Origin of the sequence: Laceyella sacchari, from assembly GCF_024927925.1 — a bacterium.
Classification (GTDB): domain Bacteria; phylum Bacillota; class Bacilli; order Thermoactinomycetales; family Thermoactinomycetaceae; genus Laceyella; species Laceyella sacchari.
The window spans coordinates 2,307,147-2,322,587 of sequence record NZ_CP103866.1; the positions used below are offsets into that span (position 1 = coordinate 2,307,147).

At 49.8% G+C, this 15,441-nt stretch carries 16 protein-coding genes and 1 other annotated feature; of the genes, 1 reads left to right on the top strand and 15 read right to left on the bottom strand.

What is annotated here, in order from left to right:
- Window positions 1-134: 134 nt before the first annotated feature.
- The 4 genes from pyrR to NYR52_RS11150 all read right to left on the bottom strand — a co-directional run bounded on the left by pyrR (window position 135) and on the right by NYR52_RS11150 (window position 3,094).
- Window positions 135-692: a bifunctional pyr operon transcriptional regulator/uracil phosphoribosyltransferase PyrR gene (gene pyrR / locus NYR52_RS11135; RefSeq protein ID WP_375163150.1), complete on the bottom strand. Its 558-nt coding sequence runs from the start codon at window positions 690-692 to the stop codon at window positions 135-137.
- Between the two features lie 178 nt (window positions 693-870).
- Complete coding sequence (locus NYR52_RS11140) at window positions 871-1,809, bottom strand: RluA family pseudouridine synthase (RefSeq protein ID WP_246026933.1); 939 nt, start codon at window positions 1,807-1,809, stop codon at window positions 871-873.
- On the bottom strand, window positions 1,810-2,295 hold the full coding sequence (gene lspA, locus NYR52_RS11145) for a signal peptidase II (RefSeq protein ID WP_022736437.1): 486 nt from the start codon (window positions 2,293-2,295) through the stop codon (window positions 1,810-1,812). It lies immediately after the preceding gene.
- A gap of 118 nt (window positions 2,296-2,413) precedes the next feature.
- Window positions 2,414-3,094, bottom strand: coding sequence for a TraR/DksA C4-type zinc finger protein (locus NYR52_RS11150; protein WP_259435660.1), 681 nt, complete (start codon window positions 3,092-3,094; stop codon window positions 2,414-2,416).
- A gap of 242 nt (window positions 3,095-3,336) precedes the next feature.
- Here NYR52_RS11150 and NYR52_RS11155 point away from each other — a divergent pair, with 242 nt between their 5' ends.
- Window positions 3,337-4,686, top strand: a complete 1,350-nt coding sequence (locus tag NYR52_RS11155; protein WP_132222313.1) for an amino acid permease — start codon at window positions 3,337-3,339, stop codon at window positions 4,684-4,686.
- A gap of 231 nt (window positions 4,687-4,917) precedes the next feature.
- Here the strand turns inward: NYR52_RS11155 and ileS are convergent, their stop codons facing one another.
- From ileS to spoIIGA, 11 genes are all read right to left on the bottom strand, one after another.
- Window positions 4,918-7,692 (bottom strand): isoleucine--tRNA ligase, encoded by a 2,775-nt coding sequence (gene ileS, locus NYR52_RS11160; RefSeq protein ID WP_132222315.1) that lies wholly within the window; start codon window positions 7,690-7,692, stop codon window positions 4,918-4,920.
- Between the two features lie 117 nt (window positions 7,693-7,809).
- Window positions 7,810-8,042: a binding site (T-box leader), on the bottom strand.
- 48 nt (window positions 8,043-8,090) lie between these two features.
- Window positions 8,091-9,065 carry a DivIVA domain-containing protein gene (locus NYR52_RS11165; protein WP_375163203.1) on the bottom strand — a complete coding sequence of 325 codons (975 nt, stop codon included), beginning with the start codon at window positions 9,063-9,065 and terminating at the stop codon, window positions 8,091-8,093.
- 99 nt (window positions 9,066-9,164) lie between these two features.
- Window positions 9,165-9,950 (bottom strand): YlmH family RNA-binding protein, encoded by a 786-nt coding sequence (locus NYR52_RS11175; protein ID WP_132222317.1) that lies wholly within the window; start codon window positions 9,948-9,950, stop codon window positions 9,165-9,167.
- Between the two features lie 4 nt (window positions 9,951-9,954).
- A complete protein-coding gene (locus NYR52_RS11180) occupies window positions 9,955-10,215 on the bottom strand; it encodes a YggT family protein (protein ID WP_022736443.1) in 261 nt (86 codons plus the stop codon).
- An 11-nt stretch (window positions 10,216-10,226) separates the two neighbouring features.
- Window positions 10,227-10,649, bottom strand: a complete 423-nt coding sequence (locus NYR52_RS11185; RefSeq protein ID WP_132222319.1) for a cell division protein SepF — start codon at window positions 10,647-10,649, stop codon at window positions 10,227-10,229.
- Window positions 10,650-10,670: 21 nt separating this feature from the next.
- Window positions 10,671-11,372 carry a YggS family pyridoxal phosphate-dependent enzyme gene (locus NYR52_RS11190; RefSeq protein ID WP_132222321.1) on the bottom strand — a complete coding sequence of 234 codons (702 nt, stop codon included), beginning with the start codon at window positions 11,370-11,372 and terminating at the stop codon, window positions 10,671-10,673.
- A 5-nt stretch (window positions 11,373-11,377) separates the two neighbouring features.
- Window positions 11,378-12,199, bottom strand: a complete 822-nt coding sequence (gene pgeF, locus NYR52_RS11195; protein WP_132222323.1) for a peptidoglycan editing factor PgeF — start codon at window positions 12,197-12,199, stop codon at window positions 11,378-11,380.
- Between the two features lie 98 nt (window positions 12,200-12,297).
- Entirely contained in the window at window positions 12,298-12,579 is a 282-nt protein-coding gene (locus NYR52_RS11200) for a YlmC/YmxH family sporulation protein (RefSeq protein ID WP_223247953.1), read from the bottom strand.
- A 142-nt stretch (window positions 12,580-12,721) separates the two neighbouring features.
- Window positions 12,722-13,498 carry an RNA polymerase sporulation sigma factor SigG gene (sigG, locus tag NYR52_RS11205; RefSeq protein ID WP_022736448.1) on the bottom strand — a complete coding sequence of 259 codons (777 nt, stop codon included), beginning with the start codon at window positions 13,496-13,498 and terminating at the stop codon, window positions 12,722-12,724.
- A 71-nt stretch (window positions 13,499-13,569) separates the two neighbouring features.
- Window positions 13,570-14,292, bottom strand: coding sequence for an RNA polymerase sporulation sigma factor SigE (sigE, locus tag NYR52_RS11210; protein ID WP_022736449.1), 723 nt, complete (start codon window positions 14,290-14,292; stop codon window positions 13,570-13,572).
- Between the two features lie 2 nt (window positions 14,293-14,294).
- On the bottom strand, window positions 14,295-15,239 hold the full coding sequence (spoIIGA, locus tag NYR52_RS11215) for a sigma-E processing peptidase SpoIIGA (protein ID WP_259435661.1): 945 nt from the start codon (window positions 15,237-15,239) through the stop codon (window positions 14,295-14,297).
- Window positions 15,240-15,441 lie beyond the last annotated feature (202 nt).

Below are 15,441 nucleotides of genomic sequence, written 5' to 3' on the forward strand. Positions count from 1 at the left end.
CCACTCCTTTTCCAGCTCCATAAAAAAAGCGCCTCTTTCGCCCGCATGGCAAAGAGACGCAGCATACCTGTAATGACAGCGCAATTCCGCGTTCCCTTTGCCGGCCTCACGGGACCGAATTAAAAGGGACTTACTTATCGATTTGTAATGCTTACCCGATCTTCTCCTTGATCCACTTCACTTAAGCAGACAGATACCAACTCCGTGCGGGAAGTCGGCACGTTTTTGCCGACGTAATCGGGACGGATCGGCAGCTCACGATGTCCGCGATCGACCAGCACCGCCAACTGGATCATCTGCGGCCGGCCCCGGTCGATCAAGGCATCCATCGCCGCCCGCACGGTGCGCCCCGTGTAGAGTACATCATCCACTAAAATCACTTTTTTGCCAGTGATGTCCGGCACATCCGTCTCTTTCACTTGAGGATGCTCATGCTTTTCAGTAAGATCATCCCGGTACAAGGTGATGTCCAATTCACCGATCGGCATCGTTTTTCCTTCGATGTGGTGAATCCGTTCCGCCAAACGCTGGGCGAGATACGCTCCTCTTGTCTTGATGCCGACCAAGATGCAATGGTCAATGCCCTTGTTGCGTTCCAAGATCTCATGGGCAATCCGGGTTAGCGCCCTGCGGATCGCCGCTTCATCCAGAATCACTTTTTCTTTTTCCAAACCGGTTTCCCCCTCTTTCATCTGATCTTACAGGGCACAAAAAAAGCTTCTTGGCCATCGCTGGACAAGAAGCACTGGAAGACATACTGCACCCATATTAAACCGTGCCCTTGCCAGCCTCTCTGGACTGGATTTAAAGGTTCCCTTCGCTTAGATGTATTATGCATCAGTTGGAAGCGGTTGTCAACAGAAAATGGTTCTATTTCATCTTTAATGTACGAATTAAATTTTCCATATCCGCTGGAAGTTCTGCTTCGATGCGAATCCGTTCACCTGTCCGAGGATGGGTGAAACCGATCACCTTGGCGTGTAGTGCCTGCCCCGTAATCGGATGACTGTTCTTTTTCGGTCCATATACGGGGTCGCCGATAAGCGGATAACCGATGTACTTCATATGGACACGAATCTGATGCGTTCTCCCCGTTTCCAGGCGGCACTCCACTAATGAAGCATTTTTCAGCCGTTCCAGCACAGTGAAATGCGTGACGGCGTGCTTGCTGTTTTTATGAATGACCGTCATCCGCTGGCGATGGTTAGGATCACGTCCCAACGGGGCGTCTACGGTGCCATGCTCATGCGGGATCACCCCGTGCACCACAGCGACATACACCCGTTCAACGGAGTGTTCCTTCAACTGTTCCACCAAGGACTGATGAGCCAAATCTGTTTTAGCCACCATCAACAGACCAGAGGTGTCTTTATCGATCCGATGGACGATGCCTGGGCGAGCCACCCCGCCAATGCCGGACAGCTCTCCCTTGCAATGGGCCAACAATGCGTTGACCAGTGTCCCCGTCTCGTTTCCAGCTCCAGGATGAACCACCATGCCGCGCGGCTTGTTGACCACAATCACATCTTGATCCTCATAACGGATATCCAGCGGGATCGCTTCCGCGGCCACCTCCAATTCCGCGATGGGCGGTTCATCGAACACAACCTGATCGCCCTGCTTCAAACGGTAATTGCTTTTCTTCACTTGCCCGTTTACTCGGACAAGCCCGTCGCGGATCCAATCTTGCACCCGCGCCCGAGACCACTCCTCATGAAAAGACGGCAGGAACTTATCCAGCCGCTCTCCTTCATATTCCTCTGTAACTTCCCACTCGTGGCGCTCCACGATGTCCATTGTTTCTGCCATTTAAGAGTCCCTCGCTTCAGACAACGATTCATTCGGTTCAACCGTGGGGCTGATCAAAGTGAGGATGATCAACACGATCACACCGACCACAATCGCTGAATCGGCAACATTAAATATAGGAAATTGATAAGAGCCGAATTGGAAATGCAAAAAGTCGACCACTTCCCCACTCCGCAACCGGTCGATCAAGTTGCCGATCGCTCCTCCCAATATCAAGGAAAACGAGAAGGACATGATTGGACGCTCATGTTTCAGTTGCCATAAATAATACAGCACAAAACCGATCACGATAAAGGTGATGATGATAAATAACCACTGCTTGTTTTGCAAAATCCCAAACGCTGCTCCACGATTGCGGTGCGAGGTGATGTAAAAAAAGCCTTGGAGCACCGGAATCGATTCATACAAGCTCATATGGTGAACCACTAACCACTTTGTCCATTGGTCCAAAATCAAAATGCCGAGTGAGGTAAAAAAATATCTCAACTGTCTTCCTCCTGTCTCCCACAGTCGAACAGTTTCCTTTTTCCATCTGATTGTAGCACAGGGCAATCTGTCCGAACAAGTTGAGACACCCTTTTAACCGATAAAGTCTTGGTCTGGGTCACGAAGGGTCTCTTCGCGATCTTTTTTGGCGGTATGCCTGGTTGTGAGTAATCTCGGTGATTTCGGCTGAATTCCCATCCATATCAGTAATCGCAAAGCCTTCGACCAAGTCGATATACCCGCGCTGTTCATTGTGGTCGACTGTCAATTCATTGTAACTGCGGGCTTCTGCAAAAAAATCCGGCGGATTCGACGTCCCATACTGTTCCACTTCTTGCCAAGCATCTTCACCGTCATAAAAATTGTAGTCACTTTCGTCGTGATGGTGATGTCCTGGTTGCACCACCTGTTCTTCAACCGGACGGTTGGAAGAGATGTGGGGATGTGGACGGTGTTCAACACAATAATCAGCTGTCGGCATGGCTTCCAGTCGTTCAAACGGAATTTCTTGACCACATTGTTTGCAAATTCCGTACGTGCCCTGTTCCATCCGGTTGAGGGCTTCTTCAATCTCTTGCAGATGACGTTCATCCGCTTCATTCAAAGCCAAATCCTTGCCACGCTCAAACATCTCCGTTCCCAAATCGGCGGGATGGTTATCGTAGCCAGACAATTCTCCAACTGAGGCGTTCATCCCCGTTGCCGTGCCATAGTTGTCATTATGCGCCATCCGCTCTTCGATTTCTTGCTTTTCTTGTAGCAATTGTTGCCGCAATAGGCCCAACTGTTGCCCGTTCATATTCATGCCTCCCATCAAGTCAATTTGCTTACTGTTTATGCTGTCCCGAGTCGGTTCGATTTCCTCTGGAAATGGGAGGATGGAAAGAGAAAATGAAGCGGGTGAGCAACAATCACCATCACGACCATTTATGCTCAATAGGTATTAGATTATTTCCAATTAACTTTATTTTAATTACACCCTTCCCAAAATACTTTATTGCTGTTATGCTTTTAGGCAATGAAGCGAAAGGGTGGACAAACATGGGCAATCAATTAAAAAAACAACTGCTGCCCCGACACGTACAAATGATGGCATTAGGTGGTGCCATCGGTACAGGCATCTTTCAAGGCAGTTCGGAAACCATCTCCGCCGCCGGCCCCGGGGTTATCATCGCTTATCTTGCTGCCGGAGGCCTCCTCTTCATCGTCATGAGCGCCTTGGCTGAAATGGGGATGGCTATTCCAGGCGTCGATTTGCGTGGATTTATTCACCGTGCATTTGGTTACCGGACATCCTTTATCGTCGGTTGGCTTTACTTTTTTCTCTGGATCATCGTGATGGCGCTGGAAATCGTTGCAGCCGGCACCTTTTTGCATTATTGGTTTTCCAATGTTCCCGTTTGGGCGCTCAGCTTGTTTTCCGCACTCTTTGTCATTTTCATCAATTTGTTTAGCGTGCGCTTATACGGAGAAATCGAGTTTTGGCTTACAGGGATCAAAGTGGTCACGCTGGTTGTCTTCATTTTGTTGAGTGCAGCGTTGATCTTGGGCCTCATCCCTGTTGCCGATCCACCATCGGCAAGTAACCTGACAGCTCACGGCGGATTCATTCCACTCGGCTGGATGGGTGTGATTTCGTCGTTATTGATCGTAATCTTTTCCTATGGTGGCACCGAACTGGTCGGGCTCTCCATCACCGAAATGAAAGACGCCGACCACACCCTTCCCAAAGTGATGCAAGGCGTCATCTATCGCATTTGCCTCTTTTACGCCTTGCCAATCTTGTTGATCACCATGCTGGTTCCATGGGATCAAGTAGGCTCACAAGCCAGTCCGTTTGTGCAAGTGCTCTCTGCGGTAGGACTTAAAGGCGTAGCCCATGTGATGAACTTCATCATGTTGACTGCTGTTATCTCCGCAGCCAACTCGGGCATGTACGCGACCTCGCGCATGATCTATTCGTTGGCGAGGGATGGGGAAGCCCCAGCGCTGTTTACCCGAACCAGTCAGACAGGGGTGCCCGTATTCGGGCTGATGATCAGTGGTGTCGGCCTTTTGTTGGGCGCTGTCGCGGCCTTCATCGCCAAAGACTCTGTCTTTCAATATCTGATGGGCATTCCTGGGCTGACAGTCTTGCTCATTTGGATCTTGATCTGCCTAGCCCAACTCAAGTTACGACCCACATATGACGGACAATTGAAATACCGGGTTGCATTCTTCCCTTATTTGACTGGGCTGACGGTGCTGATTTTGCTCGTCATCTTCGGCTTCATTCTGGCTGATCCGAAAAATCTGGTCAACAATGCCGTCTACCTCAGCGTGGTGGTTGTGCTGACGCTGGCCTCCTTGTTTATTAGGCCAAAAGCGGCATCGCAAACGGTCCGCTCATAACAAAAGCAAAAACGCATCCCCGCCGTGGGGGTGCGTTTTTTTGATTGCTTCTGCATCGCCGGGGCTTACCCTTCTGGCTGCTTCTTCACGCCTTTACAACCTATCCTGCCTTTAACAAGCGCCGATGCCAAATAAAAAAGACCCCATGTGCTAATGGGGTCTTTCATTCGTTGACAAAATCCTGCTTAGCCTCCATTCTTAAGCTTCTAGCATGCGTGAGGCCAGCATATTTTATTCGGCAGTCACATCAGGATAATGCTCACGCACAATGTCCACACAACGACTGCACAACTCCGGATGGTCAGCGTGTGTGCCGACAGACGGCAGGATCATGCGGCAACGGTCGCATTTCTCCCCTTCAGCCACTTCTACTTCAACGTGCAATTTCGCTTCCTTGCTTACATCCGCCGAAGCTGGCTTCAACTCCACTTGCGATACGATGAAGAGTTGATCCAATTCTTCAGATTCAGCCAGCAGGGTGGCCACTTCCTCATTCGGGGTTAACACCACTTTGGCCCCCAGCGAGTTGCCGATCAATTTCGCGGCCCGTGCTTCTTCCAACGCCTTTAACACCACATCGCGCAACTCAAGCAAGCGATCCCACTTGACCTCCAACGCTTCATCTGCATACGCAGGATTGCTGACTGGGAAATCGGCCAATTGCACACTGATCTCTGTCACGCCTGGCACGTGTTTCCACACTTCATCAGCAGTGTGCGGGATGATCGGTGCCACCATCGTCACCAAAGCTTGCAACATGTCATAAAGCACGGTTTGCGCGGAACGGCGCACTGGGGCATCATCTGGCAATACGTACAGGCGGTCTTTCAATACATCCAGATAAAACTGGCTCAAGAACACATTGCAGAAGGTGTGCAAGTCCACATATACCTGATGGAAGTCATACTCGTCATACCCTTTGGTCACCCGGTCGATCAACCGTTGCAACTTCGCCAAGGCAAAGCGGTCCAGCTCGGTCAATTGCTCATATGGCAGACGGTCTGTAGCTGGATCAAAGCCATGCAAATTCCCCAGCAAGAAACGGAAGGTGTTGCGGAGTTTGCGATACACTTCAGCGATTTGCTTCAGAATGGCATCCGACAGACGCTGATCCGATTGATAATCGCTAGAAGCAACCCACAAGCGCAGAATATCGGCCCCATACATATTGATCACTTTGGCAGGTTCGATGGTGTTGCCCAATGACTTGGACATCTTGCGCCCTTCACCATCCATCGTAAACCCATGGCTGAGCACTTGCTTATAAGGAGCCTGCCCTTTGGTCGCTACCGCGGTGGACAAGGAAGAGTTGAACCATCCACGATATTGGTCGGAACCTTCCAAGTACAGATCAGCAGGCCAACTCAGATCTTCACGACCCTCCAACACCGCCTTATGGCTGGAACCTGAATCGAACCACACATCCATCGTGTCGGTTTCTTTGCGGAACTCCGTACCGTGGCAAGCCCGGCAGGATTGTCCTTCCGGCATCAATTCATGCACATCTTTGGCATACCAAGCGGACGAGCCTTCGCGTGCAAACAGGTCGGAAATAAATTCAATCGTCTCTTCTGTGATATGGGGCTCGCCACATTTCTCACAGTAGAAGATCGGCAATGGCACTCCCCAGATCCGTTGCCGGGAAATACACCAGTCTCCCCGGTCCGCGATCATGTTGTGAATGCGCAATTCACCCCAGGCCGGCGTCCATTTCACTTTTTTGATCTCATCGAGCATCGCCTGACGGAACCCATCAACCGAAGCGAACCATTGCTCTGTTGCCCGGAAGATGACCGGCTTTTTGGTGCGCCAATCATGTGGATACTGATGCGTGATGAATTGCAGCTTCAACAGGTAGCCACGTTCCGCCAATTTCTCCGTGATCGGCTTGTTGGCGTCATCATAAAACAGCCCTTCAAATCCGGGTGCTTGCGCCGTCAGCCGACCCTTGTCGTCTACAGGGCACAGCACTTCCAAATTGTATTTTTGGCCAACGCGGAAGTCCTCTTCACCGTGTCCAGGAGCCGTATGCACACAACCGGTTCCCGCATCCACCGTCACATGGTCACCAAACACAATCGGGCTTTCCCGATCATACAAAGGATGCTGGCATACCACACCGGCCAAATCGCTTCCCTTGTATTGTGCAACCGTCTTATACTCTGTCAGCTCCGCCACTTTCATCACTTCTTCAACCAAGGCAGTAGCCATCAAGAGTTTGCGGCCATCGGTTTCAACCAAACTATACTCCAATTCTTCATTTAGGCAGATCGCCACGTTGGCCGGAATCGTCCAAGGCGTCGTCGTCCAGATCACCACATAGGTGTCGTCCACAGGCAACACACCATTACCTTGTTTCACCGGGAACATCACATAGATGGAGGCAGAACGCTTATCATGGTACTCAATCTCAGCTTCCGCCAACGCGGTTTCCGAAGTGGGGGACCAATAGATCGACTTCATGCCGCGATAGATGTGACCCTGCTTAACCATCTCACCAAATACGCGAATTTGCGCCGCTTCATATTCAGGCAACAGGGTGATGTACGGATTGTCCCAATCTCCCCGGACTCCCAATCTCTTGAACTGACTTTTTTGCTTCTCGACAAAGGAAAGCGCGTACTCCTTGCATTTCTCACGGAACTCCACCGGATCCACACTGCGACGATCCACTTTTTTCTTGGTCACCACCGCATGTTCAATCGGCAATCCGTGGGTGTCCCATCCGGGAACATAGGGGGCATAATACCCTTTCATCGACTTGTAACGAATGATAAAATCTTTCAGCGTTTTGTTCAAAGCATGCCCGATATGGATGTCGCCGTTGGCATATGGGGGGCCGTCATGCAGAATAAAGCTAGGATTTCCCTTCCGCTTATCAAGCACTTGTTGGTAGATGTTCACTTCTTCCCACCATTTTTGCATTTCTGGCTCCTTGTTCGGGAGGTTTCCCCGCATCGGAAATTCAGTTTTCGGTAGATTGACTGTTTTGCTGTAGTCTGCCATAGAACATGACTCCTTTTATTCTGTTTTCGTTTCTCTCTCTGGACAACGACTTGCGCCATTCATTGGAATATCCCAGGTTCAGATCGGTTCTGACAATAAAAAAAACCTTCTTCATCCTCAAGGGACGAGAAGGTTTCCCGCGGTACCACCCTACTAGCTTTATGTCCTGGCTCAACAGACAACAAAGCCACTTGCACATCCGTAACGTGAATGACGCGGTCGACCTTACTCCAAGGTTCAGGTGACAGTTCCAGGGTGATTTTCGATAGATACTCGGATTAGGCTTTCACCACCCCTAATTCGCTGGAACGCGAGCACATCTATCTACTCTTCCCTTTCCTTACCGTTGGACTCTATTTATTTGAGTAATTTCATCGAACGGTGGCAGGTTAAGCCAGTTAAAACATCGCTTTTTTCTTTAATGTACGGGATTTTCTGCTGCGCAACTCCCGGCGCGGCTCTTCCTCTTCATCCATATAGGTGGCTGCCACTTCATCCAACATGCTGTTGTCAATCACGCTGGTATCTTCCATGTTATGGAATTCATTGGTGTGATACTCTTGCGTTGCGTGGAAGTCCTGACCTGTATGGAAATCCTGTTGACCTGTATGGAAGTCCTGACCTGTATGGAAATCATTGTTGTCAAATTCTTGCGTTGCATACTCTTGGTACCCATGGGATGGTTGCTCCAACAGAAGCTCCGTTGGTTGGCTCTCGGCATACTGCTCGATTTGCTTCCCTTTCTCTTCCAAACCTTGCTCCAATTCCTCCAAGGATTCCCAATCGGAGTTTTCCAAGATATCCAAATGGGATTGCACCAAGGTGCGGAAACGGGCGCGGTATACTGTCGCTTTCTGTTTGAGATCAAGCAATTCGCTGTGAATGGCGCGGGCTTTTTGCAACGCCTCGTTGATGATACGGTCTGCGTTTTTCTCCGCTTCTTGCACGATCAACTCGGCTTCTTTTTTGGCGTTCAAGCGCACTTCTTCCGCCACTTCTTGTGCCACGCGAATCGACTTGTGAATGCTTTGCTCCATGGAAGCCAGTGTTGCCGCAGGTGGTTGCATCGGCATCGGCTCCGAATAACGGGGCATCGGTGCTTGCGTCGGTTGCGGTTGCATCTGTTGCATTTGTTGCACCTGCTGCACCGGTTGTGGTTGCGGACCCGTTTGGAACATGGATTCGCCTTCCATCAAGCGTTCGATCTCCGCTTGCAACTCTTCCACTTGCTGTTCCAACTCCAGCTTCTCGCGGGTCAGCAATTCAAAATCTTTGATAATCTGATCAAGAAATTCGTTTACTTCATCTACATCATATCCACGGAACGATCTTTTAAACTCTTTATTGTGTATATCATAAGGCGTTAGCGGCATCATCCGCACCTCCTGGACAAATACAATCTTTTCTATTCGACAATATTACCAAATATCCCGCCGAAATTCTATAAGCGACTTTCAAAAAAGACTTGACATTCATGCGAATTCCACCAAGTCTAACCAAATGCGCCCTTTTTTGGTATTGCCGCCAATACTTTCGACATATAACCGTCCGAATCCTCTAAGTGAAAGCAGATCCCCTTGCGCAACCGTAAAGTCAGGCTGATCTACAATCTTATAATTGGCTTTGCACTTTCCACTTTTTATGAGTTGCGCCACCTTTGACCTGGAGATCCGAAACCCTTCGGCAAGCACCGCATCGATGCGCAGGGAAGCAACCGTAACCGCGTGCACCCTCTTCTTTTGCGAGGGATGAGCCAGTTCATCGCGAGCAATCGTTCTTATGTTAACATGCTCGCGACCGATTTGTCCAACTTGCATCAGGAGCAATCCCTCCAGTTCAGAAGCGGCAACCAGGTCGCATCCGGTGTCATGAGGAAGGATGTCACCCAGCTTTTCCCGCTTGATGCCTAGCCCGAGAAGCGCCCCCAATACATCGGGGTGTTCCAATTTCTTTCCACTATTTGCTTCTATGCGCAAGTACGTGAGCCCAAACATCTCAGGGTCTTCCACAACGTAGTCGGGTGCGATAAACACACGGCGGCGCTCCGCATCCGCATGCCCGCCATCCGACCATACATTCAAGTCGGGTTGGCGCCGCACCACCATGTTGACAATGTCCCGCTCGCGAGGATCGAGGAAATTGGTCAACACCGTTTGGTGCTGATGCGCCACTTTCCACGCCCAATCAAGTGCACGTTCAACCACGATCCGCTCCTCTGGGCGGAAGTGCATGAACAATGTTTCCTTCTCTCGTCTCACTTTATCAGATCACCCAACTGATGATGGTCATGACGCCCAATCGGATGAAATGGAGGGCGAATAACGCCACAATCGGCGAGATGTCAATAAAACCGATCGGCGGGATGAATCGGCGAAAGACTGACAAGTACGGTTCTGACAAGCGCGCAAGCAATTGTCCGACGGGGGATTCATACACCTGCGGCAACCATGACGCAAGGATGTAAATAATCAGCACAAATTGGTAGATGGTAAATAACGTGTCAACCACTTGATAAATCAACATGAGCTTTCTGTTCACCTCAAATCTTTTAGCTCATCATCTTTCAGGAAATCGGTGATCGAGCCCGTGATATCCACGTTGGCCGGGGTGCAAATAAAAATGTTGTTGCCCAACTTTTGAATATTGCCCCCTAAAGCATATACTGTTCCGCTCAAAAAGTCGATGATGCGCACGCCTTGATCACGACGGACGAGTTGGAGATTGACAACAACCGGACGATGGCTTTTCAGGTGATCTGCGATTTCGGGAGATTCTTCATAGCTACGGGGTTCAAACAAGACGAGGCGGATGTTTTTTTGCGTGTGCAAGGATACGATATTGCTCCTCCCTTTTAGATGACGGCTTGTCCCATCTTCATGTTCAAGCTCATCATCATCGTATGAATCGTCGTCTTCGCTCACACCGAAAAAGCCCATGATCTTCTCCATGAAAGTCATTGATTTCGCCTCCTTCAAAGGCTACCGTCCCCGTTTGCCTCCTCCAACTAACACAGATCCAAGCCGGACCCATGTGGCCCCTTCTTCAATCGCGATCTCAAAATCTTGAGACATGCCCATGGACAAATGAGGCACACGTAAACGGGGCTGGTCTAACCGTTGTAATTGTTTTTGCAACCGCTTCAGTTCGCGGAAGATGGGCCGTACTTCCTCCGGATTTTCGACGATGGGCGCCATGGTCATCAGTCCGGCCACCTCAATCGTAGAATAATTCGCCACTTCTTTCGCAAATTCTTCTAATTCTTTCGGGGAAATTCCAAATTTGCTTTCTTCACCCGACACATTCACCTGCAAAAAACAGGACAAAGGCTCAGCTTCTTTTTGACGCACCCGGCGGTCAATCTCCTGCGCCAGGGAAATCCGATCCAGTGAATGCAGGTATTGGAACCGGCCGATGATCTCTTTTACTTTGTTGCGTTGCATGTGTCCGATGAAGTGCCAAGTGCCACGGTCGCCGAGCACTTTCCATTTGGGAACAGCGTCCTGTACCTTATTCTCCCCGACATGGGTTAGGCCTAAGTCAAGCAAGCGGGCGGTATCCTCCACATCGCTGTATTTGGTGACAGCCACCACCCCGATTTCGCGCGGATCCCGGTTAGCCCGCCGGCAAGCTGCTTGAATACGCTCTTGCACCTTTTCCCAATGTTTACCAAATTCGTTCATGAGAATCACCTTTCCTGCTTTCCGATCCAAGCGACCATCCGTCCCGTTTTTCCTTTGTCCCGGCGGTGGGAGTAAAAGTAGGAATGATCGCAACTCGTACACCATTTGCTTACAGCCATATGCTCAGGCAATATCCCCGCCTGCAAAAAAATTTCGGCATTGGCTCGCTTCAAATCACATTGCCACCTGCCGGGAACATGACTCACCGCAATCCGCTCCAGCGCCTCTTGGCTGTGTATCGCTTCACGCATCGGGCCTATCACCCGTTCATCAACCTCATAGCAACAAGGCCCGATCGACGGACCGATAGCCACCCATATCTCTTCTGGCTTCGCGCCTTGTTCACAAAAACGTTTAATCATGTGGGCGCCAATTTGGCCAACCGTCCCTTTCCAGCCGGCATGAGCCACTCCCACCAAGTCTGATTGCGGATGATAAAAGTACAAAGGCACACAGTCGGCGAAATACGCTGCCAACAAAACCCCTGGCTCACGGGTAAAAAGGCCGTCAGTCTCTTGGTAGGCGGTTTGGCGTCCGTCCTTCCCTTTGCCGCGATCCGCCGCCGACACTTGTTCAATATGTACGCCATGGACTTGTTCCGCGCAGGTCCAAGCATCAAAGGAAAAGTCCAGTTCTTCGCTCAATTCCCGGCGGTTGTCCACCACTTGCCGCGGCCGATCTCCCACGTGGAGTGCATAATTGCGGCAGTCGGCATCTTCGCCCGCCCTTCTCGCACTGAAACCGACACGGAGGTGCGGAAATTGATTCTGCCACGCGGTCAGCTCAAACATGGGCACTTTGTTGTCACGGTATTGAAATGGTTCCATACACTCCCCCCCTTCGTTTCATATTACCATATCTTCCATTGTCAACAAAGGAGGCGCAATCCGCCTCCTCCAGCGCTTTTCCCGGCCCGCTGCAACTTTTAATCGACAGCGGCCTCATCCGGCAAATAATAACCGCGCCGCTCGACACTCTCTTCCAAACGTACCAAAATCACATCCGAACCGATCTTCACAATTTGCCGCCATGGGATGACCCATTCGTGGCCACTGCTAACAAAACCAAACCATTTGCTTTCACCCGGCACAACAATGGCATGAATCACGCCCCGTCGCAAATCCAAATCCAAGTCGTAGATTTGGCCCAATTTACGACCATCAGCAATATTGACGACATCTTTCGCCTGCAACTCTGATATTTTCACACGTCTCCCCACTTTCCGCACAATGGTTATTTCTATATGTATATGTGCGGATTCCCGTAAATGTACGGCCTATTTCCATACAAAAGCCCAATCCTAGGCGATTGGGCTTTTGAGCAAGCATAGGCTTGCGAATCTATTCTATTTAGGTGATAAACTTGTTCATCTGAGCAATGGCCGCTTTCTCCAGGCGAGAAACCTGAGCTTGGGAAATCCCTATTTCTTCAGCCACTTCCATCTGCGTCTTACCTTCAAAAAAGCGCATGGACAAAATCATTTTTTCCCTGTCATTTAACTTGCTCATCGCTTCATTTAAAGCGATTCCTTCCAGCCACTGGGCATCTCTGGACTTTTCATCGCTCAATTGATCCATGACGAAAATGGGATCGCCACCGTCCTGATACACCGGTTCAAACAAAGAAACCGGATCTTGGATGGCGTCCAATGCGAACACCACATCTTCCTTAGGCACGTTTAACGCACGTGAAATTTCCAAAATCGTGGGTTCACGCGAATGCAGATTTGTCAACGAATCCCGAACTTGCAACGCTTTGTAAGCGATGTCTCGTAACGATCGGGACACACGGATCGGATTATTATCACGCAAGTATCTTCTGATCTCGCCAATAATCATGGGCACGGCATAGGTAGAAAATTTGACGTTCTGGCCGAGATCAAAGTTGTCAATCGCTTTCATCAATCCGATGCAACCAACCTGAAACAGATCATCCACGCATTCCCCTCTATTGTTAAAGCGTTGGATTACACTCAATACCAAGCGTAGATTCCCATTGACCAGTTTTTCGCGCGCGGAACGGTCACCCGCTTGCAGCTGTTGAAACAGCACCCGCATCTCCTGATTTTTAAGAACGGGGAGTTTAGAAGTATCAACGCCGCATATCTCCACTTTGTTTCGCGCCATGAATTCCCCTCCTCAGGCTGGAACTAATTTTCAGTATGTCCTGAGGAAGGGGATTTATAATAAGAAGGAAATTAAACCATTTTATTGAATTCTTTACGCAATCTCTTAATAATTCTTTTCTCCAAACGGGAAATGTAAGACTGCGATATCCCGAGCATGTCAGCTACATCCTTCTGGGTCTTCTCTTCGCCGCCATTTAACCCAAAACGCAACTCCATGATTTTACGCTCCCGATCTGATAGATTCGACAGCGCCGTCCGCAAAATCTTGCGATCTACTTCATCTTCAATGTCGCGGTAGATAGTGTCATTCTCTGTGCCTAGCACATCTGACAACAACAATTCATTCCCGTCATAGTCTGTATTAAGCGGCTCATCAAAAGAAACTTCTGAACGAATTTTGTTGTTGCGCCGCAAAAACATGAGGATTTCATTCTCAATGCATCGGGAAGCATAGGTAGCCAGCTTGATTTTCTTGGTGGGATCAAAGGTGTTGACGGCTTTAATCAGGCCAATCGTGCCGATCGAGACCAGATCTTCAATGTGAATCCCGGTGTTTTCAAATTTGCGTGCAATGTAGACCACCAGCCGCAGATTGCGCTCAATGAGCAAAGCCCGAACAGCGGAATCCCCGCTCGGTAACTTTTCCAACAGATGTTCTTCTTCCTCCCGGGTCAACGGCGGAGGCAGGGCCTCACTCCCGCCGATATAATAAACTTCTTCCCCTTTCAAGCCGATTTGCATAAGTAGACGGTACCAAAACAATTGCACCGCCAATCTCCATTTGACAAACATCCTCATACCCCCCCAACGATTTGTTCTATCTGCTCCCGCGGCTCAAGATCATAACAGGACGGATGAATAATCGCTTGGTAAGTCCCATCAGACGAAAGGCGCCCGACATCTATACCTATGAGAATTTTTTTGATTTTATGCCATTGATTCCCTTGCAAAATTTCCACAACATCCGGTTTGATGGCGATCATCATCTCCTGTTCTTTCCCCGCGGCCCGATATGGGATGACTCGAATCCGGTTTATCCAAGCCGCCGGCAAATTGGACCAGCCCGCTTCCCAATCCCACTGGCGCAACATCTGTTCTAATTCTTCCGGAAAACAAACTTTCAACCGATCCAGTTCCACAATCATCACCGGCGTCCGGGTAATTGGATCACGCAGTTGGTTTCCGGTGTCAACAAGCCCGACACATTCCAAGCAGTGCTGGTTGAGATGGATGCGAACTTCGGTCATGTACTGTTGAATCCGATGATTTTCCTTCAATGAACGCAACGAAAACCTGGTGTACAGCCACACAAGCGGAAATCCACACAAAATGAGGGCCCATGATACAGGAGAACCCCAGCCCTGAGCAGAGTGGGTCAAATACAGCCCACCAGCCACTTGGCTGTCTCCTGTAATGACATAATGAAAAGCGATCATCGCTCCGCCGGCGATAAAGCAAACCAAGTAAAAAACCCCGAGATTGCGAATAAACGCCAACGGGTGATGAAATCCATACGCGATCCCCACCATCGCCAAAGAAACCAAGATTTTGACTGGAAAGAAATACGCCAACGCAAATTGCGGCCATAAGTGCAACATCGAATAGGCGCCACCCACGCACGCGGCCAGCAACAACCGCCAAACTTTGGTCGGTTGTTTGCGAATACCCGCCGTCAACCACAACAGCAAGTAATCAATGGTTCCGTTGAGGAGGAAAATCATATCGGCGTAAACAACCATGCCCTTCCCCCTTCAGATTGAAGTGAAATCAGTATATCCCAAGCTTTGGTTCAAAGTCTGTCGCTTCTTGGATTGGTTCTTTGACTTGTTTCGTCGAACGCTGAGGTTCACCGCCCACTCCTGCCGGCATCCCTGCTCATGTCATGCTGGGAACCTCTGCTAACGTGCCAGCTTCGTCCTGCACTCAAGATTGGAAAAGCCC

What these genes read in the sequence shown, in the direction of transcription:
- pyrR (WP_375163150.1), bottom strand. Translation starts at nt 692, where the DNA reads ATGAAAGAGGGGGAAACCGGTTTGGAAAAAGAAAAAGTGATTCTGGAT.
- NYR52_RS11140 (WP_246026933.1), bottom strand. Translation starts at nt 1,809, where the DNA reads ATGGCAGAAACAATGGACATCGTGGAGCGCCACGAGTGGGAAGTTACA.
- NYR52_RS11150 (WP_259435660.1), bottom strand. Translation starts at nt 3,094, where the DNA reads ATGAACGGGCAACAGTTGGGCCTATTGCGGCAACAATTGCTACAAGAA.
- NYR52_RS11155 (WP_132222313.1), top strand. Translation starts at nt 3,337, where the DNA reads ATGGGCAATCAATTAAAAAAACAACTGCTGCCCCGACACGTACAAATG.
- ileS (WP_132222315.1), bottom strand. Translation starts at nt 7,692, where the DNA reads ATGGCAGACTACAGCAAAACAGTCAATCTACCGAAAACTGAATTTCCG.
- NYR52_RS11165 (WP_375163203.1), bottom strand. Translation starts at nt 9,065, where the DNA reads ATGCCGCTAACGCCTTATGATATACACAATAAAGAGTTTAAAAGATCG.
- NYR52_RS11180 (WP_022736443.1), bottom strand. Translation starts at nt 10,215, where the DNA reads ATGTTGATTTATCAAGTGGTTGACACGTTATTTACCATCTACCAATTT.
- NYR52_RS11185 (WP_132222319.1), bottom strand. Translation starts at nt 10,649, where the DNA reads ATGACTTTCATGGAGAAGATCATGGGCTTTTTCGGTGTGAGCGAAGAC.
- NYR52_RS11190 (WP_132222321.1), bottom strand. Translation starts at nt 11,372, where the DNA reads ATGAACGAATTTGGTAAACATTGGGAAAAGGTGCAAGAGCGTATTCAA.
- pgeF (WP_132222323.1), bottom strand. Translation starts at nt 12,199, where the DNA reads ATGGAACCATTTCAATACCGTGACAACAAAGTGCCCATGTTTGAGCTG.
- sigG (WP_022736448.1), bottom strand. Translation starts at nt 13,498, where the DNA reads ATGGCGCGAAACAAAGTGGAGATATGCGGCGTTGATACTTCTAAACTC.
- sigE (WP_022736449.1), bottom strand. Translation starts at nt 14,292, where the DNA reads ATGTTTGTCAAATGGAGATTGGCGGTGCAATTGTTTTGGTACCGTCTA.
- spoIIGA (WP_259435661.1), bottom strand. Translation starts at nt 15,239, where the DNA reads ATGGTTGTTTACGCCGATATGATTTTCCTCCTCAACGGAACCATTGAT.